Annotated in this window: 16 protein-coding genes and 1 pseudogene; 16 read left to right on the top strand and 1 reads right to left on the bottom strand. The window is 39.8% G+C overall.

Annotated features, from left to right (window positions below):
* Positions 1-246 precede the first annotated feature (246 nt).
* The 12 genes and pseudogenes from CWC11_RS13165 to CWC11_RS13110 form a co-directional block, all read left to right on the top strand.
* Positions 247-839: pseudogene (locus CWC11_RS13165) on the top strand (GGDEF domain-containing protein); the annotation flags it as partial.
* 2 nt (positions 840-841) lie between these two features.
* The gene (locus CWC11_RS13160) at positions 842-1,468 is read left to right on the top strand and encodes a DsbA family protein (protein WP_138683048.1); all 627 of its coding nucleotides are present in this window, start codon (positions 842-844) and stop codon (positions 1,466-1,468) included.
* Positions 1,469-1,719: 251 nt separating this feature from the next.
* Entirely contained in the window at positions 1,720-2,472 is a 753-nt protein-coding gene (locus CWC11_RS13155; protein ID WP_138683047.1) for a DUF3450 domain-containing protein, read from the top strand.
* 10 nt (positions 2,473-2,482) lie between these two features.
* The gene (locus tag CWC11_RS13150) at positions 2,483-3,850 is read left to right on the top strand and encodes a MotA/TolQ/ExbB proton channel family protein (protein ID WP_138683046.1); all 1,368 of its coding nucleotides are present in this window, start codon (positions 2,483-2,485) and stop codon (positions 3,848-3,850) included.
* Between the two features lie 3 nt (positions 3,851-3,853).
* Positions 3,854-4,381, top strand: coding sequence for a MotA/TolQ/ExbB proton channel family protein (locus CWC11_RS13145; RefSeq protein ID WP_138683045.1), 528 nt, complete (start codon positions 3,854-3,856; stop codon positions 4,379-4,381).
* 53 nt (positions 4,382-4,434) lie between these two features.
* Positions 4,435-4,848 carry an ExbD/TolR family protein gene (locus CWC11_RS13140; protein ID WP_058550327.1) on the top strand — a complete coding sequence of 138 codons (414 nt, stop codon included), beginning with the start codon at positions 4,435-4,437 and terminating at the stop codon, positions 4,846-4,848.
* Positions 4,849-4,860: 12 nt separating this feature from the next.
* Complete coding sequence (locus CWC11_RS13135; RefSeq protein ID WP_171038426.1) at positions 4,861-5,466, top strand: energy transducer TonB; 606 nt, start codon at positions 4,861-4,863, stop codon at positions 5,464-5,466.
* A 69-nt stretch (positions 5,467-5,535) separates the two neighbouring features.
* The gene (locus tag CWC11_RS13130) at positions 5,536-6,864 is read left to right on the top strand and encodes a tetratricopeptide repeat protein (RefSeq protein ID WP_171038425.1); all 1,329 of its coding nucleotides are present in this window, start codon (positions 5,536-5,538) and stop codon (positions 6,862-6,864) included.
* Between the two features lie 297 nt (positions 6,865-7,161).
* A complete protein-coding gene (locus tag CWC11_RS13125; RefSeq protein WP_138683042.1) occupies positions 7,162-11,250 on the top strand; it encodes a beta-helix domain-containing protein in 4,089 nt (1,362 codons plus the stop codon).
* 63 nt (positions 11,251-11,313) lie between these two features.
* Positions 11,314-14,010, top strand: a complete 2,697-nt coding sequence (locus tag CWC11_RS13120; protein WP_138683041.1) for a TonB-dependent receptor domain-containing protein — start codon at positions 11,314-11,316, stop codon at positions 14,008-14,010.
* 204 nt (positions 14,011-14,214) lie between these two features.
* Complete coding sequence (gene asd, locus CWC11_RS13115) at positions 14,215-15,354, top strand: aspartate-semialdehyde dehydrogenase (RefSeq protein WP_138683040.1); 1,140 nt, start codon at positions 14,215-14,217, stop codon at positions 15,352-15,354.
* Positions 15,355-15,627: 273 nt separating this feature from the next.
* Positions 15,628-16,740 carry a DUF748 domain-containing protein gene (locus CWC11_RS13110; protein WP_138683039.1) on the top strand — a complete coding sequence of 371 codons (1,113 nt, stop codon included), beginning with the start codon at positions 15,628-15,630 and terminating at the stop codon, positions 16,738-16,740.
* 44 nt (positions 16,741-16,784) lie between these two features.
* Here CWC11_RS13110 and CWC11_RS13105 read toward each other — a convergent pair whose 3' ends face one another.
* Entirely contained in the window at positions 16,785-17,612 is an 828-nt protein-coding gene (locus tag CWC11_RS13105) for an ion transporter (RefSeq protein WP_138683038.1), read from the bottom strand.
* Between the two features lie 100 nt (positions 17,613-17,712).
* On the opposite strand from CWC11_RS13105, the gene CWC11_RS13100 reads away from it, so the two are divergent.
* The 4 genes from CWC11_RS13100 to CWC11_RS13085 are packed head-to-tail and all read left to right on the top strand — an operon-like array spanning position 17,713 to position 18,976.
* Positions 17,713-17,925 carry a hypothetical protein gene (locus CWC11_RS13100; RefSeq protein WP_138683037.1) on the top strand — a complete coding sequence of 71 codons (213 nt, stop codon included), beginning with the start codon at positions 17,713-17,715 and terminating at the stop codon, positions 17,923-17,925.
* A 3-nt stretch (positions 17,926-17,928) separates the two neighbouring features.
* Positions 17,929-18,210 (top strand): hypothetical protein, encoded by a 282-nt coding sequence (locus tag CWC11_RS13095; protein WP_138683036.1) that lies wholly within the window; start codon positions 17,929-17,931, stop codon positions 18,208-18,210.
* 59 nt (positions 18,211-18,269) lie between these two features.
* Positions 18,270-18,461 carry a YwbE family protein gene (locus tag CWC11_RS13090; protein ID WP_058550338.1) on the top strand — a complete coding sequence of 64 codons (192 nt, stop codon included), beginning with the start codon at positions 18,270-18,272 and terminating at the stop codon, positions 18,459-18,461.
* Positions 18,461-18,976 carry a DUF4240 domain-containing protein gene (locus CWC11_RS13085; protein WP_138683035.1) on the top strand — a complete coding sequence of 172 codons (516 nt, stop codon included), beginning with the start codon at positions 18,461-18,463 and terminating at the stop codon, positions 18,974-18,976. Before CWC11_RS13090 ends, CWC11_RS13085 begins: the two co-directional genes overlap by 1 nt.
* Positions 18,977-19,141 lie beyond the last annotated feature (165 nt).

Raw genomic sequence — 19,141 nt, 5'->3', positions numbered from 1 at the left:
TTGATAGTTGAATTTGCAGCAGTATGTTTGGTTTTAAGGCAAGGCAGAGCTTATGAAGTGTGGTTATTCCACATAAATAGGCGATAACGCAGCATAAATGCCAAACATGCGCTGCCCTTCGGGTTCTGCCTAGGGGCGATAAACTCTTTGTTGCTCGGTTTTTACTTAGCCCACTAGGTTACAAACCTCGCGCCGCGATTTAATCGCCCCTAGATTGAACAAATTTCAATCCGCAAAGATCAACACGCCCTAGTGTTTGTATTTTCATTTATTGGTGAATATTTTAGGCACAGAAGCCATATGAATATCGCGGGTATTACTCTTGAACAAACACAAGACGCTTATACCGATCAGCTTACCGGTGGTGCTAACAGGCGCTTTATAACCTCACATTTTTTAAAATTGGTTGATGAAAACCCACACGAATACTTACCTTTTTCAATTTTATTACTCGATTTAGATAACTTTAAAGCGATGAACGACACGTACGGCCATGACTTTGGTGATACTGTTTTAATTGAGTTTACAAAATTGCTAGAGTCGCAGTTTCCAAGCTCTGCGGTTAAAGCGCGTTATGGTGGTGAGGAATTTGTAGTGATTTTGCCAAATGAGCGCAGTCAACAGGCCACTAAATTAGCTGATGACTTTAGAGAATATGTCAGTGAATATGTTATTTTAAATAGTACTAAATCCAGAGTCGTATTAACGTGTAGTATAGGCGTAGCACAAGTAAATAATGTGGCTGAGTACGAAAAAGAATTAAAAAAGCTGATGAATTTTTATATTTAGCGAAAGAGCAAGGTCGCAATAAAGTTATATCAGCACATAATAAAGGTTAATTATGACACAAAGTAAACTCATATATGTTCATGACCCAATGTGTAGTTGGTGTTGGGGTTTTGCACCTACCTGGTTAAAATTAAAAAGCGAACTAGAAAATAACTTTAAAGATATATTAACCATAGAGTACAAAGTGGGGGGCTTAGCACCGGACAGCCAAGCGCCTATGCCACAAAATATGCAAGATATGTTACAAAACACATGGCGTAAAATTGCTGCACAGTTAGGTACACAATTTAATTATGCCTTTTGGCAAGAGTGCCAGCCCAGGCGTTCAACGTATCCAGCATGTAGGGCTGCACTTATAGCGCGCAAAGCAAATAAAGAGGCCGACATGGTCGCTGCTATTCAACATGCTTATTATCTAAATGCTCAAAACCCATCTGATGAAAACACACTAATTGAACTTGCGCAGCACATTGGTTTAGATAAAGCCGATTTTGCAAGTTCACTGCAATCACATCAAATTAATGATGAGCTTAATGCCGAGCTTGCCTATGCTCATAGCTTACCCATTCAAGGCTTTCCATCATTAGTGCTTATTAATAATGATAAAGCTTTTCCTATTGATATTAATTACACCGATTGGCAGCAGTCCTTTAATAAAATTAGTGCGCTTTTAAAATAACTTTTTATAAATGAGTGTTTTGTCACAAAGCACTCATTCTCTCTTTATACTGCTCATTACACTTTTGCTTCATTAAGTCGTCATTATTACCGCTGTCATAAAACCGACTTTTTTGCGCAACATGCCTGTCATTTTTCATCTATACAATTTCGCTCATTGAAAATCTTTAGTCTTTAAATTGTTTGCATTTAACAATTAAAGCTAAAAAACCAACTAGCAAATCCGCTAATTAACGAGTAAAGGTGTATGCGATGAAAGGCGTTAAACCATTAATCTTAGCTGGTATTGTGGCTGCAAGTGCTGCTGTACACGCAAACGATTTAGATAAGGTTATCGATAAAAGCAGCGAAATAAATAAGTTAGCTGCGCAATCACAAACAAAAATAGACAAGATTGCAGACTCAATGCAAGGACGTCTTCAACAATTTAAAACGCTTAACAAAGAAATTGACGGGTTAGCTGTTTACAACGCGCAATTAACTAAGCAGTTAAATAACCAAATTGAAGAAATGGAATCACTTAACCTGTCAATGGATCAAGTTTCTATTATTGAACGTCAAATTACCCCGCTTATGTTACGTATGATCACAGGCCTTGAGCAGTTTGTAGCACTAGATGTGCCATTTTTAACTGACGAACGCACAAAAAGAATTACCTCTTTAAGTGAAATGATGAACCGTGCAGACATCAACTCAAGCGAAAAATTTCGCCGTGTACTTGAAGCTTACCAAGTTGAAGTTGATTACGGTCGCACTATCGAAGCCTACACCTCTTTATTAGATATAGACGGTAAAGAGCGCGAGGTAGATTTTTTACGCATTGGCCGCTTAGAACTTATTTACTTAACACGCGACGGTAAAAAAGCAGGTAGCTGGAATACAGACACTAAATCGTTTGTTGCTTTGCCAGATTCTACAATAAGCCAAATCAATAAAGGTTTACGCATAGCGCGTAAGCAACTTGCCCCAGATATGTTAACTCTGCCAGTACACGCAGCAGAATAAGAGGTTAGAAATGAAATTGTTTACTCAAATGACAAAAGTAGCCCTTTTTGCTGCAAGTCTTAGCATTACGGGTACATGTGTAGCGGCAGAGCCGATGAATTTAGATTCACTACTTAAAACCCTTGAAGAGGGTAAGTCAGCCCAAAGCGTACAAAATAAACAACGTGAACAAGAGTTTGCAGCTCGTCAAAATGAGCAAGTACAAATGCTTAAAAATACACAAGCAAAGCGTAATCAAATGCTTGTTGAATCTGAACGTTTAGAAACTCAGTTTGAAGAAAATGAAGTAAAGCTAGCTAATTTAACCGATACATTATCTAAACGTATGGGATCTCTTAAAGAGTTATTTGGTGTACTTCAACAAGTAGCAGGGGATTCAAGCAATAAGTTTGCAACCTCAGTGGTATCAGCCGAGATTGCTGGACGTAGTACATTTATGGATGAGCTGGCTCAAAAAATGGGTTCAACCTCAAAGCTTGCCTCTATCGAAGATATTGAAAAAGTGTGGTTTGAACTACAACGTGAAATGACCGAGCAAGGTAAAGTAAGTCGTTTTGATGCAAGCGTTATAGTTGAGGGCGGCACTAAAGCACAGCAAGAAGTACTACGTGTAGGTGCATTTAACCTTGTATCAAACGGTAAATATTTAGAGTTTAATCCTGCTACTAACACATTGAGTGAGTTAACACGTCAGCCAGTATCACGTTTTACAGCCACGGCAGATGAGTTACAAAACACTAAAAACGGTGTTGTACAGTTTGCACTTGACCCAACCGGTGGCTCTATTTTAGGTTTATTAGTACAAGCACCCGATACGCAAGAGCGTGTACACCAAGGCGGTACAGTTGGTTACGTTATTTTAGGTGTAGGTTTAATAGCTTTACTTATCTCTCTTGAGCGCTTTTTCTCGCTAATGGTTATGGGTGGAAAAATCCGTCGCCAACTTAAAGATGATGTAGCACGCGACGACAACCCACTTGGTCGCGTAATGAAAGTAAAAGATCAGTTCCCTGATGTTGCCCACGACACATTAGAGCTTAAATTAAGCGAAGCTATTTTACGTGAAATGCCAAAAGTAACGCGTAATTTAACACTGATTAAAATCATCTCAGTGGTGGCACCGCTACTTGGTTTACTCGGTACAGTAACCGGTATGATCAACACCTTCCAAGCTATCACGCTGTTTGGTACCGGTGACCCTAAATTAATGGCTGGTGGTATTTCACAAGCATTGGTAACAACGGTACTTGGCTTAGTTGTGGCTATTCCTACGGTATTTTTATACACCTTACTTAATACTCGCGCTAAAAACATTTTGCTTACTATACAAGAGCAAAGTGCAGGTATTATCGCCAAGCGTAGTGAGAAAGGAGCATAAACCATGGTGCTATTGATTGACTCAATCAATGCTATCCGTGATTTTCTCGACACTGGTGGCCAAGTTCTCTTGGTCATCGGGGTGTTAATCTTCGCGATGTGGTTATTGATACTCGAGCGATTTATTTATTTATTTAATGGTTTTCGTAGTTATAAACATGGCGTAAAGGCCGATTGGACTAACCGTGCAGAGCGCAATAGCTGGAATGCAGAGCAAATTCGCCAGGCGATGATATCCCGTGCGGGTATGCGCTTAAACACAAACCTTGCGTTAATTAACGTAATGGTAGCGCTTTGTCCGCTCCTTGGTTTGTTAGGCACAGTAACCGGCATGATTGAAGTGTTTGATGTAATGGCAATTACAGGCACTGGTAGTGCGCGCTCTATGGCATCAGGTGTTTCCAAAGCAACTATTCCTACTATGGCAGGCATGGTTGGCGCACTTTCGGGAGTATTTGCCTCTACGTTTTTACAACGCAGAGCTAAGCGCGAAGTTGAACTACTTGAAGATAGCATGGTTTTAGATCACTAAATAAATATAGATAGGCGGCTAACTTTTACGCCGCTTATCCTAGGAGAATAAAAATGAGAGCCCCGTTAGGAAACCTATTACAAGAAGACGAAGCAGAAGAAATTAACATGACACCAATGTTAGACGTTGTATTTATTATGCTTATTTTCTTTATTGTAACTGCCTCTTTTGTAAAAGAAGCCGGTATTGATGTAAACCGCCCAGAAGCAGCCACAGCTGTTAAAAAAGAGCGTGCAAACATCTTAGTTGCGATTTCAGACAAAGGTGAAATTTGGATTAATAAACGCCAAATTGATGTACGTGCAGTGCAAGCGAATATTGAGCGCTTAAAAGCTGAAAACCCACAAGGGAGCGTGGTTATTCAAGCCGACAAAAAAGCCACGACTGATATGTTAATTAAAGTAATGGATGCGTCGCGCGCTGCAGGTGCGTTTGATGTATCTATTGCTGCTCAAGATGCGTCGTAAGGGTTAGTTATGTTGCGATATTTAGTTGCATTAGTTGTAGCCGGAGTAGTGACCTTTATGCTGTTTTTAGGCATGCAGGCACTTATCACCGGTGGTAAAGGTGCTATGTCGGAGCCAGTAAAAGGTAACGTTTTAGATTTTGTACGTTTGAAAAAAGAAGAAACAGTACAAAAAAAAGAACGTAAACCGCAAAAGCCACCCACACCAAAAGAGCCACCGCCGCCAATGGAATCACCACAAATGCAAAGTAGTGATACAGCGGCAAACGCCAATAATTTCGACTTTGGCGCCAATGTAGATGCTGATGTGAACTTATCAGGCGGCTTAGCGCTGGAAACAAGCGATGGCGAATACTTACCCATCGTTAAAGTAGCGCCTGTGTATCCGCGTCGTGCTTTATCTCGCGGCATTGAAGGCTATGTGATTGTTGAATTTACAGTAACTAAGCAAGGCACAGTGCGCGACCCTCAGGTTGTAAAAGCAGTTCCCGAGTCACTATTTGATAGAGCCGCAATGGATGCTGCACTCAAGTTTAAATACAAGCCGCGTGTAGTTAACGGTGAAGCCGTTGAAGTGGCGGGTGTTCAAAATAAAATATCTTTCCAAATAAGTGGTTAATGAAATATCTAACCACAAGTCAACGGACAGAAATGCGAGGCGATTATGAAACCATTTATTAAATCAGTTATAAAATTAAACCCAACAACTAAAATTTTAAAAGTTACATTGTTTTGTACTGCGGCGATCAGCACAAGCATTGTAACTCCAAGTGCTCTAAATATGTTACCTGGCGTTAATTTGGCAAGTGCATATGCAGAGTCAGAACAAAAAACAAAGCGTGTACCCGCACTGCGTGAAAAGGTTTATAGCCAGCTTGCTCGAGCGCAAAAACTTGCCGACGATGGCGATGTTAAAGCAGGCCTTGAAGCGCTTAATAGTATTGAAGAGCGAGCTTCAAGCATGAACTCGTACGAAATTGCAATGATGCATAACTTTTACGGCTTTATTTATTACAACGAAAACGACTTACCAAAAGCGATTGCCTCGTTTGAAAAAGTGGTTGCAGAGGAGGCCATTCCTGAATCACTTCGTTTAAGCACTACATTTAGCTTGGCGCAATTGGCAATGGCCAATAGTGATTATAAAAAGGTAATTACGTTTTTAGATAAATGGGATTCAATAAATACTAAACCTAAAACAGAAGGTTACTATTTATTAAGAGCACAAACGTATTATCAGTTAAAGGATTACCAAAAAGGGCTAGAGTATATTACGCAAGTTATTTCACTAAGTGACAGCGAAGGTAAAACCCCAAAAGAAAATTGGCTAGTATTACAACGTGCTATGTACTACTCACTTAACCAAACTGACAAAGTAGTTGCCGTACTTGAACGTATGGTAAAGCTATACAATAAGCCTGAATATTGGGTTCAGCTCTCTGGAATGTATGGCGAAACGGGCAAAGAAAAAGAGCAACTAGCAGTGATTGAATCAGCTTATCAACAAGGTTTTTTAACTTCTAAGTCTGATTTACGCCAGCTTGCTCAAGTTTATTTATACAATGGCTTGGCGTTTAAAGCAGCAGTTGTTATGAGCGAAGCTATTGATAAAGGTATTGCTGAAAAAACAGCAAAAAACTACGCTTTTGTAGCCGAGGCAATGATTCAGGCGAAAGAAGATGAAAAATCTATTACCTACTTTGCAAAAGCGGCTGATTTATCAGAGCACGGTAAATACGAACAACGCCTAGCAGAAGTGTTTGTTAACACAGAGCAATATGAAGAAGCCGCTGATGCTGCACGTAAAGCACTAGATAAAGGCGGCCTTGATTTTGAATCAAATGCATTCGTTGCCCTGGGTATGGCTCAGTACAACATGCAAAATTTTGATGCGTCAATTTTAGCGTTTGAGCAGGCAGAAAAACATAAAAAATCTCAGCGTTTAGCACAGCAGTGGATCAAATATGTAAAGCGTGAAAAAGTGCATGCAGAAACTCTCAAAACAGCTTTGTTGTAAATTTTAAAGCGCTTTACTCATTAAAAAAGTAACGCGTGTAAAACCATTTCATAATCGCAACACCAAAACCGCCTTAGGGCGGTTTTTTTCGTCGTTAAAATCATTTAAGTTTCTGATTTTTAGTTAGTTACCATTGTCATCTTATGGTTATCAAACTGTAACTACTTTGTCATAAGTCTCCCGTATTGTTACCGCAGCTAAACTCAAGTGACCTTAAAGCATTGTTTAAGTGTTTTAAGGTGACTTGAGTTTATTTAAGCACCTAAAAAATAATTAAATACTTTAATGGAGTGAACAATGAAATTATCTGACTTATTCAAAGTAAGTTTGATTGCAACTGCAGTATCTTTAGCAGGTTGTGGTGGAGACTTAGTAGTATCTGAAGGCGACACAACTATCAATGAAGGTGATACAGTAACTAACGTTGTTGAAGGCGGTGACGATACAAGTGATGAAACGTCATCACGTGATGATTCACAAAATGCGACTACTGGCTTTCCTACTAATATTGATAATGCTCTTACTCAAGGTTTAGCAACTGATGTTTCTAGTGAGTTTTCATCTATTACAGATAAGCCTGTTTATCGCTTAGCTGCAGATACCGTGTTCACTACTGATGTATCGTTAACAAACGACGCGCACTGGATATTAAATGGACGAACTGCCGTTGGTAATGATCGCGCAGATAACGCCAAACTTTATATTCAGCAAGGTACAACGATTATTGGCGAAACAGGAGATGACTTCCTAGTTGTTCGTCGCGGTTCACAAATTGAATCGGTAGGGACTGTAAGTCAGCCCATTACAATGACCTCAATTCAAGATGTTACAGCTCAAGAAACAACGATTGGCCAGTGGGGCGGTTTAGTACTATTAGGTAACGCGCCAGCAAATTCTTGCGGCGACCAAGAAGGTGAAGCAACAGCTGATGAACTTGCTAATTGTGGTGTGTCGGCTGAAGGTGACGCAGGCCAATTTGGTGGCGATATCAGTGATGATAATTCAGGTACTTTAAAGTATGTACTTGTTAAGCAAGCCGGTAAAACGTTAGGTAATGGTGATGAGTTAAATGGTATTACGTTTGCCGGTGTTGGCTCTGCAACTACAGTTGATTATATTCAAGTACATGAAAATCTTGATGATGGTATCGAGTTTTTTGGTGGCACCGTTAATGTAAGCAATGTTGTACTTACCAATATTGGTGACGATTCGCTAGATTGGTCTTTTGGTTGGACGGGCTCAGCTACAAACGTTTATATTCAGCAAGCGGCTAACGTAGGCGATAACGCTATCGAAGCTGATAACTCTGAATTTGATTCAAGTGCAACACCATTAACTTTACCTACTATTTCAAACGTTACAATTGTGGGTGCTGAGGGAAATAACGGTATTCGTTTACGTGCGGGTACTGCGGGCGCTCTTAAAAATGTATTTGTAACGGGCCCAGCTACTTATGAAAACTGTTTACGTGTAGGTTCAGATTCAGTACCACGTGCTGAGGATGGCACGCTTACGATTACAAACTCTATCGTTGCTTGTCAAACTGCAGCGAATAATTTTGGCAGCGAAGCTATTAACGGTGGCGATGTACAATCTTGGTTTGAAGGCCAAGACGCTAACCAAACACTTACTCCAGCTGATTTAATGCTAGATGACAACGGTTATACACCTCTTGCTGGCTCGCCGCTTATCGCAAATGGCCAAGTTGGTGCTTTTGATGGGTCAACTAACTGGATGGAAGGTTGGACCGTTGGTATTAATGGTGGCTTCCCTACTGATATTGATAATGCGCTTGCACAAGGCTTAGCATCAGATGTATCTGGTGAGTTCCCAGAAATTACGGATAAGCCCGTATATCGCTTAGCTGAAGATACAACGTTCACAGCAGATGTAACGTTTACTAACGATGCACATTGGATTTTAAATGGTCGTACTGCAGTTGGTAATGACCGCGCAGATGCAACTACATTATATGTTCAAGCGGGTACAACGCTAATTGGTGAATCAGGCGATGACTTTTTAGTTGTACGTCGTGGTTCACAAATTAATGCCAATGGTAATGCAACTGCACCTATTACAATGACATCTATTGAAGATGTAACAGGCGCTGAAACAACAATTGGGCAGTGGGGCGGTTTGGTACTTTTAGGTAATGCGCCTGCTAACTCGTGTGGCGATCAAACTGGTGAAACGACTGCAGAAGAATTAGCTAACTGTGGTGTATCAGCTGAAGGTGACGCGGGTCAGTTTGGTGGTGATATCAGTGATGATAACTCAGGTGTTCTTCGTTATATTGTTGTTAAGCATGCAGGTAAAACACTGGGTAATGGTGATGAACTAAACGGTATCTCATTTGCAGGTGTTGGTTCACAAACAAAAGTAGAATATATCCAAGTTCACCAAAACCTTGATGATGGCGTTGAGTTTTTTGGTGGTACTGTAAATGTTCGTAACATAGTACTTACTGACATTGGTGACGATGCATTTGATTGGTCGTTTGGTTGGACAGGTCGTGCACAAAATATCTATATTCAACAAAGTGCTGTTGGTGGCGATAACGCTATTGAAGCGGATAACTCAGAGTTTGATTCAAATGCTACACCTTTAACTAAACCACTTATCTCTAACGTTACAATTGTGGGGGCTGATGGTACAAATGGTGTTCGTTTACGTGCCGGTACTGCTGGCGTTCTTCGCAATGTTGTAATTACAGGACCAGAAGATTACTCAAACTGTTTACGTGTGGGGTCTGACTCTGTAGCCAATGCAGAATCTGGAGAGCTTTCTATTGAAAACTCTGTAGTGGCATGTAGTGAAGATAATAATTTTGGTAGTGAAGCAATCGCTGGTGGTAACGTTCAATCTTGGTTTGAAGGCCAAACAGGTAACCAAACGCTTACATCTGCTGGCCTCAGTTTAGCAACCGATGGCTTTACACCTAAATCGAGCTCTCCATTATTAGGTTCGGGTGTTGATTCGTCAGACCTTGATTCATTCTTTACTAAAACAGATTATATCGGTGCGTTTGATGGCGATAATAACTGGATGGATGGTTGGACAGTCGCTATAACGCCAAGTTTTCCTGATGATATTCAAAACGCCTTAGAGCAGGGTTTTGCTACTGATGTATCAGCAAGCTTTCCTGCAATCACAGACAAGCCAGTTTATCAGTTAACTTCTGATGTTGTATTCACTTCAGACGTAACATTAACTAACGATGCACATTGGATTCTAAAAGGCCGTACAGCCGTAGGTAATGACCGCGCTGATGAAACGACTTTATATGTTCAATTTGGTACTACGCTAATTGGCGAGTCGGGTGATGACTTCTTAGTTGTTCGTCGTGGTTCTAAAATAGAGGCCGTAGGCAGTGCAACTCAGCCAATTACTATGACGTCTATTGAAGATGTTACTGGTGGCGAAACGACTATTGGTCAATGGGGCGGTTTAGTGCTTTTAGGTAATGCACCGGCTAACTCGTGTGGCGATCAAGAAGGCGAAGCTACCGCTGATGAGCTTGCAAACTGTGGTGTGTCTGCTGAAGGTGACGCTGGCCAATTTGGTGGTAATGACCCAGAAGATAACTCAGGTACTTTAAAATACGTGGCAGTTAAACAAGCAGGTAAAACGCTTGGTAACGGAGATGAGTTAAACGGCATTACGCTTGCTGGTGTTGGTAGTCAAACAGAGCTTGATTACATTCACGTTCATGAAAATCTGGACGATGGTGTTGAATTTTTCGGTGGTACTGCAAACATCAGTCACCTGGTTTTAACTAATATTGGTGATGACTCACTAGATTGGTCATTTGGTTGGACGGGTAAAGCGCAATACGTACTTATCAAACAAGCTGATTCAACAGGTGATAATGCGATTGAGGCGGATAATTCTGAGTTTGATTCAAATGCAACACCACTTACAATGCCTACAATTTCTAATGTTACTATTATTGGTAATGTAGGGGTTAACGGTATACGTCTACGTGCAGGCACTGCAGGTATGCTTAAAAACGTGGTTGTAACAGGCGGTGCAGATTATTCAAATTGTTTACGTGTGGGTTCAGATTCAGCGCCTCGCGCCGAGGATGGTACATTAACTGTTACTCACTCAGTTGTTGCATGTGAAACGGCAAATAACTTTGGTACGCAAGCTATTGGTACTGGTAATGTTGAATCTTGGTTCTTAGGCCAAACAGGTAACTCTGTGCAAGCAGCCACAGACCTTAATCTAGCAGATAACGGATATATGCCTTCGGCTGAGTCATTACTGCTAGGTAATGGTTTTGATTCTTCAAGCCTAGATAGTTACTTTGATTCAGTAGATTACATTGGTGCAATGGATGCACAAACAGACTGGACAGCAGGTTGGGTTAAGGTAGGTCTTTAATCCTCTCTACTAAAAGCCGGACGTAAGTCCGGCTAATGTCTTGTTTTGTTTCGGAGTATAAAAATGAAATCTTTTAAACCCTCTTCTCTTGTTCTTTGTAAACTAAATTGCGCAGTTATGGCCGCAATTATGGGGCTATCAGTAAACACAGCTATAGCAGCCGAAGCCGAGGCTCAAGAAATAGAAGAAGTAGTTGCTGTTGGCCAGCGACTAAAAGGTAGTGCAGGCGCAGTACTACAAGAGCGCCAAAATCAGGCATTTGTTGCTGATATTATGGGTGCTGATCAAATATCACGCACAGGTGATGGCGATGCAGCTTCAGCGCTTCGTCGTGTGACTGGTTTAACCTTAGTCGATGGTAAGTATATTTATGTTCGTGGTTTGGGTGAGCGTTATTCAAGTACCCAACTTAATAGCATGTATGTTCCAAGCCCCGATCCTACTCGATCAGTTGTTCCACTGGATTTATTTCCATCGGATATTATTGAAAGTTTAAGTGTGCAGAAATCGTTTTCTCCTGATATGCCAGCGCACTTTGGTGGTGGTAATGTAAATATTCGCACCAAATCTATTCCTTCTGATTTTTTGTTTAAAATACAGTTAGGTACTTCATATAACACTTCTAACAGTGACACAGGTTATTTTTACAGTGGTGGTGATGATGATTGGATGGGGCGCGATGATGGTACACGTGCATTACCGTCATTGATTTCTACAGCGCTTAAAAGTGATGCAGGACTTGAAGGTGACAGCAATACTACGCTTGAGCAGCGTCAAGCGCTCCTTCAATCTCTAGATTGGCAAGTTGGACCTACTGAGAAAGACGTTGATCCAGGCATGAATTTTTCAGTAGCACTAGGTGATAGATTTGAGTCTGAAGTGGGTACATTTGGTGTACTTGCCGCTGTTTCCTATGACAATGAATGGGAAGTAGTTAAAGAGCAAAGTGGTACAAACTTAGGTAGTTTAGGCTGTGAAGATAAATGTTTTGCACAAACTTATGATGGCATATCTACTGAACAAACCGTTCGCTGGAGTGGCACATTAAATTTGGGTTATGAATTTAATAATAATCATAAGTTTGAACTAACAAATATTGCCCTTCATGATATGAGTGACCGAGTGCGTAACCGTGATTTTTTCGATGCTAACGAATCAGAAGAAGGTGTTACTGAATTACGCCGTGTTGATGTTATGTATGAAGAGCGTGAAATGTTCTCCACGCAGCTCAAAGGGACGCATAACTTTCCTGAATTAGAAAATTTATTTTTTGATTGGTATGCCGGTACAAGCCGCGCCAACAGAGATGCTCCAGGCGCATTGGATGTTGTTTTTCAAACTAACTTAAATGATGGTGTATTTGAATCAGAGCAGTTACAAGATGTTGCTGCAACAAACGTTACTCGTGATTATCAAACGTTGCATGATGATGTAGATACGTATGGTTGGAATATGGGTATCCCGTTTTATGGTGATGGCTATGAGTTAGAACTTAAGGTGGGTGGCGATTTCTCTGAAAAAAAACGTGATGCAAGCAATATTCAATTTGGTATTACGCACCGTGGTATAGCTGATGAATTTACATTTGGCTCAAACATAGACCAAATCTTTTCTGACGATAATTTAGCTAATAGTGAGTTTTATACAAGTGTTACTGGCTCTGGCATTTTTGATGATGGTACCGCAGATGGTGATAAGTACAGCGCTGCACATAAGTTAGACGCTTATTATTTTATGGCCGACTTTTTCTACGAAAACACTTGGCGCATAACAGGTGGTATTCGTTGGGAAGACTTTTCTCAAATATCAGTCCCTTTTCAAGCACATACAAATTTCTTTGATGGAACAATTGAAGAAGTGAGTGAAGTTGCAATAAAAGAAGATGATTTTTTTCCATCTTTAGCAATTACTTACATTATGGATGAAGAAATGCAGTTTCGCTTAAACTTGAGTGAAACAACGATTCGCCCAGATATGCGGGATGTAAGCTCAACCTATTACGTTGATCCATTGACAGAGTTTTTAGTGCGAGGCTCACCAACGCTTCAAAGCTCTAAGCTAAAAAATGCTGACTTTAGGTTTGAGTGGTACATGCCTTCTGGCAACAATTTATCAATTGCTTTGTTTTATAAAGATATTGAAAACCCAATTGAGATGGTTGAGTTAGCGGGTGTTGGTGGAGCTGCTCCGCAGTTACTTACAGCAAATGCACAGTCGGGTGAACTAACGGGTATTGAGGTAGACTTTTTAACTGACTTTAGTTTTATTCATAATGACCTATCTGCCATTTTTTTATCAGGTAACGTTACTTTATCTGATTCAAGTGTAGAGCTTGGTATAAATGATGCCGATGGGGTTGATTCTTTATTTGAACAACAACTAAAAGAGGCGTTGGAAGCTGACTCTGTCTCTAACATTGTTACTAATAATAAACGTCGCTTAGTTGGTCACTCTGAATGGGTAGCAAACTTACAAATGGGTTATGACTCTACTGATGGTTTTCATTCAACTTCAGTTGTTTATAACGTGTTTGGGCCGCGAATAATAGTACCAGGTACGCGTGGTAACGAAGACGCAGAAGAAAAGTCATTTCATTCTCTTGATTTAGTTTATTCTTACTTCCCTAACTTTAATACTAAAGTTAATTTTAAAGTTAAGAATATACTTGGCCAAGAAAAAGAAATTGAACAAGAAAACTTAACACTTTGGCGTCAAGAAGAAGGCACTGAGTTTAGTTTAAGTTTTAGCTACGAGTTTTAATTTTATACCCAAGGAAGGGGGATATAATAAAACCTAACTACCGATTAGCCCTGTATTTAATACAGGGCTTTTTTATGACTATGAAAAATATTTAAGTTTCGATTTATTCACTAGTTTTAGGGCGCTTAGGGTGTTATTTTGACGTTAATAAAAATTAATTCTCACGCAATGAATTTTAATTTTTAATGTATTAAGGCATCTTTTATGAACCAAACAGTGGAACAAACAATGAAAAAAGTAGGATTAGTCGGTTGGCGTGGCATGGTAGGCTCTGTGTTATTAGAACGTATGCAGCAGCAAAGTGATTTTGCAAACATCGACACCACCTTTTTCACCACCTCACAAACTGGGCAACTCGGCCCTGATATTGCGGGCGACGCAAAACCGTTATTAGATGCAAGTGATGTAAATGAACTTGCTAAAATGGATATTATTGTTACCTGTCAAGGTGGTGATTACACCAAAGCGGTTTACCCAAAATTACGTGAGTCAGGTTGGGATGGTTATTGGATTGATGCGGCATCTGCACTGCGTATGGTTGATGACAGCATTATTGTACTTGACCCTGTAAACAAAGATGTCATTGAACAAGGTTTAGCGCAAGGCGTTAAAACCTTTGTAGGCGGTAACTGTACCGTATCGTTAATGTTACTTGCTTTAGGTGGTTTGTTTGAGCAAGACCTAATTGAATGGGTAAGCCCAATGACTTACCAAGCGGCTTCGGGTGCGGGCGCACGTAATATGAAAGAGCTTATTGCACAAATGGGCGCTATTCATTCAAGCGTTGCCGAGCAATTAGATAACCCAAGTTCAGCTATTTTAGAAATTGATAAAATAGTGAGCGAAAAAATGGCTTCAAGCGATTTACCACAAGATCAATTTGGCGTGCCGCTTGCCGGTAGCTTAATTCCGTGGATTGACGTGCCTATGCCAAGTGGCCAGTCTAAAGAAGAGTGGAAAGCACAGGTTGAAGCGAACAAAATTTTAGGCTCTTCTAAGCAGCCGGTACCTATTGATGGTTTATGTGTACGCATTGGAGCTATGCGTTGTCATAGCCAAGCGATGACCATTAAATTACGTGAAGATATTAGCGTAGAAAAAATTGAAGAAATTTTAGCCTCACATAATGAGTGGGTTAAAGTTATTCCAAATGAGCGCGATATCAGTACTACCGATTTAACCCCAGTTAAAGTAACAGGTACGTTAAGTATTCCTGTTGGTCGTATTCGTAAATTAGCTATGGGCCCTAAATACATTAGCGCATTTACAGTAGGCGATCAGCTTTTATGGGGCGCGGCAGAGCCACTTCGTCGTATGCTTCGCATAATTGTAGACGGTGAATAACGCCTAAATTAATACTCTTATTTAAAGCCAGCACCTTTGCTGGCTTTTTTAATGGCGTGCATAACATCATATCTAGAACACATTGTTATTGTATTCGTCATTTTATTAATTATTGCACTACGTCTGACCTATTCTTATTCCCTGATAAGCTGTTATTTAAGTGGTATAGCTTTTGCTCTGTTAGCTATAACTTATATTTTTACACATTAACGGCTAACTGTAGGTAGTTATTACACGCATATTAGTAATATTTTACTTATATAAGGATATTACATGTCTTTCACTTTTAAACACTCACGTAATAAATGGTTTTCAACGGCAATTGTCACTCTACTGATACTTATTATCGCGCGAATAGCTGCGCCTTATGTTGTGCAATATTATGTAAACCAGCAGCTTGAACAAACACAAGGAATAACAGGGCATGTTGGCGATGTTGATTTATATTTATACCGCGGTGCTTATGCCATTGACGATGTTGAAATTTACGCTGTAGATGCAACATCGGCCCCTAAACCGTTATTGGCGGTACAAACTCTTGATTTTTCTCTTGCTTGGTCTGCGCTTTTAAAGGGTAATTTAGTCACTAATATGGCTTTTTCTCGCCCAGAAATTGTTATATACGATAAAGACCCATCAACCACTGAGCAAAACCAACAAGTTAAAGACGAAACAACATGGGTTGGGCTTGCTAACGATTTAGTGCTCTTTTCAATCGATACTTTGCGTATTAATAACGGTAAAGTCTCGTTAGTTAATGCGACAAACGATGGCGAAAAACCCACCTATATTTCAAATATAAATGCTGAGATTAAAAATATAACCAATGCCCAAAACCTTTCTAAAACGTTAGTCACCAGTTTAAATGTAGAAGGGGCTTTAATGGGAGAGGCTGCACTTTCGTTAAACGGTAAGTTAGACCCTTTTAGTGAACAGGCTAATTTTGATTTTAATGTTGAAGTACAGCGTTTTTCGGTTAAAAATCTAGAAACTGTTTTTAAAGTGTATACCCCATTTGATATTGAAGCCGGTGGTATTGATGGTGCAATGGAGCTTGCAGCTAATAACAATAACTTAAATGGTTATGTAAAAGCCGGTGTGCACAATTTAAGTGTTTTTTCGTGGCGCGAAGACATTGAAAAAGATGACGACGGCCTATTTACCGCTATTTTTGAAGGCAGTATAGATTTACTCAGCTCGCTATTAGAAAACGATGATTCTAAGCTGGTGGCTGCACGTATTCCTATTGAAGGGCAGTTAGATAATGCCGATGTTTCTACTTTTCAGGCAGTTATTTCGGTGCTAAAAAATGCTTTTTTTGAGGCATTTAAGATGAAGGTTGATAACGTAATTTCGTTTGAAGACACGCAAGACGAAGATGAATAACTTCAAGCCCTTTGTATTTACCTAATACAAAGGGCTTTTAAGTTTTAGCTAGGTGTATTTTTACTATTCGAGGTTTTATTTAATAACGTTTTTAGCTCTGCAATTTGCGCTTGTAGCTCATTTACTTGCCCTTGCGTTGCGGGTAGCGAGTTACTATCTGCTTGCTCTTCACGGGCATTGCGATGCTCCTCGCCCATTACTTCTAAAATAGCGCCTACCATCATATTTAAAAATACAAACGCAGTTAAAAATATAAAGGTCAGATAAAAAATCCAGCTTAGCTCGTAAACCGCCATGGTCTCGTACATTATATCGGTCCAATCTTCAAAGGTCGCTATTCTAAATAACGTAAGCATTGAAATTGAAACGTCTTGCCAAAGCACGGGGTTAATGTCAGCAAACATCATACTGCCCATGGCCGCGTAAATATAAAATATAACAAACATTAGCAGCGCTATATAGCCCATTTGCGGAATGGCTTTTAGCAAGGAATTAACTAATAAACGCAGCTCGGGGATCATAGATACTAAACGCAGTACCCTAAATATACGCAGCAGCCTTGCAAGCAATACAGCCGAACCAGCTGCAGGGTATAAGCTACCTAGTACAATTATGGTATCGAATATATTCCACCCCTTTGAGAAAAAGTCTTTTATTCCTTTACTTGCTATAAAGCGAATAATTAATTCAACTAAAAAGAATGCGGTGATCCCTACATCCATCCAGTTAAGGGCAAATTCTACAGTTGGGTGAAGTGAGTAAGTGTGAGCACCGACGGTAAGGGCAGAAACAACAATAACAGCAATAACAAATGATTGAAATATCTTGCTTTTGTCTATACGCTGAAACAACTTTTGTAACTGCGACATCATAATTATGAATCCTATGCAAAGTAAGGTTTTATGGCGCTAATATACAATAATATTGTTGTGATTTAACGTATTTTTATTACTAAAAATGTAAGGAAATTTAATGATAATCAGTCAAATAACTAAAAGTGCGTTGCTGCTTGTGGGATTATCGGTACTTGCAGGCTGTAGCTCTGATGCGCGCTTTCACGAAATACAATCAGCACGCCTTGATGAATGTAATTATAAAGCCGATAAAGAGTATTACGAATGTCTTGAAAACCAAGATAAAAACTTTGAAGAATACAAAAAGCAGCAAAGCGAGCAAACTAAATAAACCATGACCAAAACACAAAAACTCCGCGATAAACAAATTAGACACGCGCTTACCACCGCATGCGAAAGCATTAAACACTCATACCCAGGGTTTGCTTACTTAACCCATACAATTGATTTTAAAAACGAAACAAAGTCATTAAAAGTGAAGTGTTATTTTGCAGATGACACGGCATACCACGAGAGCGAAACTCACCTAAATCAGATCACTGATATTATTACAGCAGAGCTTGGCAAAATAAACTTACCTATAACGGCTAAGCAAATATCGTTTTTAGTTGATTAACATTGGTTTGCCTTACTATGGGCGCTATAATTGGTAAAACTATTTTTAGGATGTATACGATGGCTGTTCCTACGCGTTCGCAAATTACACCAGGCACAACAGTAAATATTGTATTAAAAGAAGATCAACGCAGTGGCACTTTAACTGAGGGGATTGTTGAACGGTTATTAACTAAATCACCTAATCACCCACATGGTATTAAAGTACGCCTAGAAGATGGTCAAGTCGGCCGAGTCAAAGAGATTTTATAATGACAGCGTTAACAGAGCAGGAATTTTGGGATTTAGTGACCACGCCTGAGTTAGGGCTCGACCCACAAAGCGTAAGCGACAACTTAAAAGCTAAATTGAGCGAGTTAACCGACGAGCAGCTCATTGCTTTTGATAAATTTTTTGGTATTCACATGCGCAAATGTTTTACCTGGGATTTATTTGGTGCTGCATTTGTTATGGCTGGCTGTAACGACGAATACGGTTTTAGCGAATTTAGATGCTGGCTTATATCTCGCGGACAAACAGTATTTAACAATGCTTTAACTAATGCCGACTCATTAGCACAGTGTTCACCGTTATATTATTTAAACGAGCAACCTTACCCCTATATTGACGAGTACGATTTAATTGCGGGTTTACTCTATGAAGAACGAAACGATGACGAGCTGCCGTTTGTTCCATCAGGTGAGCAACCAGCGGGTAAGCGCTTTAAAGACAAACCTAAATTTTTAAAACAAAGCTACCCACAGTTATTTCAAAAATATTGGCAGTAATTTTAGCCCTTTTCTTGTGCCAAGGTGGTTGTATTTGAGTATGCCATCTTGGCTTTTAGCTTCACATTTGTTCACAATCGTACCCATTTATTCATCTTTTCAAATGACTCTATGTTAATAAACATGTTATATTTCCGTGTTTTTAAATGAATAAGCACTGAATAA

It is taken from the genome of Pseudoalteromonas sp. S3178 (assembly GCF_005886985.1).
In the GTDB taxonomy this organism is placed as follows: domain Bacteria; phylum Pseudomonadota; class Gammaproteobacteria; order Enterobacterales; family Alteromonadaceae; genus Pseudoalteromonas; species Pseudoalteromonas carrageenovora.
This window is presented reverse-complemented; position numbering and strand designations above follow the sequence as displayed.

Excerpts from the sequence above, each read along its gene's own strand:
- CWC11_RS13160 (WP_138683048.1), top strand. The coding sequence starts at position 842 with ATGACACAAAGTAAACTCATATATGTTCATGACCCAATGTGTAGTTGG.
- CWC11_RS13155 (WP_138683047.1), top strand. The coding sequence starts at position 1,720 with ATGAAAGGCGTTAAACCATTAATCTTAGCTGGTATTGTGGCTGCAAGT.
- CWC11_RS13150 (WP_138683046.1), top strand. The coding sequence starts at position 2,483 with ATGAAATTGTTTACTCAAATGACAAAAGTAGCCCTTTTTGCTGCAAGT.
- CWC11_RS13145 (WP_138683045.1), top strand. The coding sequence starts at position 3,854 with ATGGTGCTATTGATTGACTCAATCAATGCTATCCGTGATTTTCTCGAC.
- CWC11_RS13140 (WP_058550327.1), top strand. The coding sequence starts at position 4,435 with ATGAGAGCCCCGTTAGGAAACCTATTACAAGAAGACGAAGCAGAAGAA.
- CWC11_RS13125 (WP_138683042.1), top strand. The coding sequence starts at position 7,162 with ATGAAATTATCTGACTTATTCAAAGTAAGTTTGATTGCAACTGCAGTA.
- CWC11_RS13120 (WP_138683041.1), top strand. The coding sequence starts at position 11,314 with ATGAAATCTTTTAAACCCTCTTCTCTTGTTCTTTGTAAACTAAATTGC.
- asd (WP_138683040.1), top strand. The coding sequence starts at position 14,215 with ATGAACCAAACAGTGGAACAAACAATGAAAAAAGTAGGATTAGTCGGT.
- CWC11_RS13110 (WP_138683039.1), top strand. The coding sequence starts at position 15,628 with ATGTCTTTCACTTTTAAACACTCACGTAATAAATGGTTTTCAACGGCA.
- CWC11_RS13105 (WP_138683038.1), bottom strand. The coding sequence starts at position 17,612 with ATGATGTCGCAGTTACAAAAGTTGTTTCAGCGTATAGACAAAAGCAAG.
- CWC11_RS13100 (WP_138683037.1), top strand. The coding sequence starts at position 17,713 with ATGATAATCAGTCAAATAACTAAAAGTGCGTTGCTGCTTGTGGGATTA.
- CWC11_RS13095 (WP_138683036.1), top strand. The coding sequence starts at position 17,929 with ATGACCAAAACACAAAAACTCCGCGATAAACAAATTAGACACGCGCTT.
- CWC11_RS13090 (WP_058550338.1), top strand. The coding sequence starts at position 18,270 with ATGGCTGTTCCTACGCGTTCGCAAATTACACCAGGCACAACAGTAAAT.
- CWC11_RS13085 (WP_138683035.1), top strand. The coding sequence starts at position 18,461 with ATGACAGCGTTAACAGAGCAGGAATTTTGGGATTTAGTGACCACGCCT.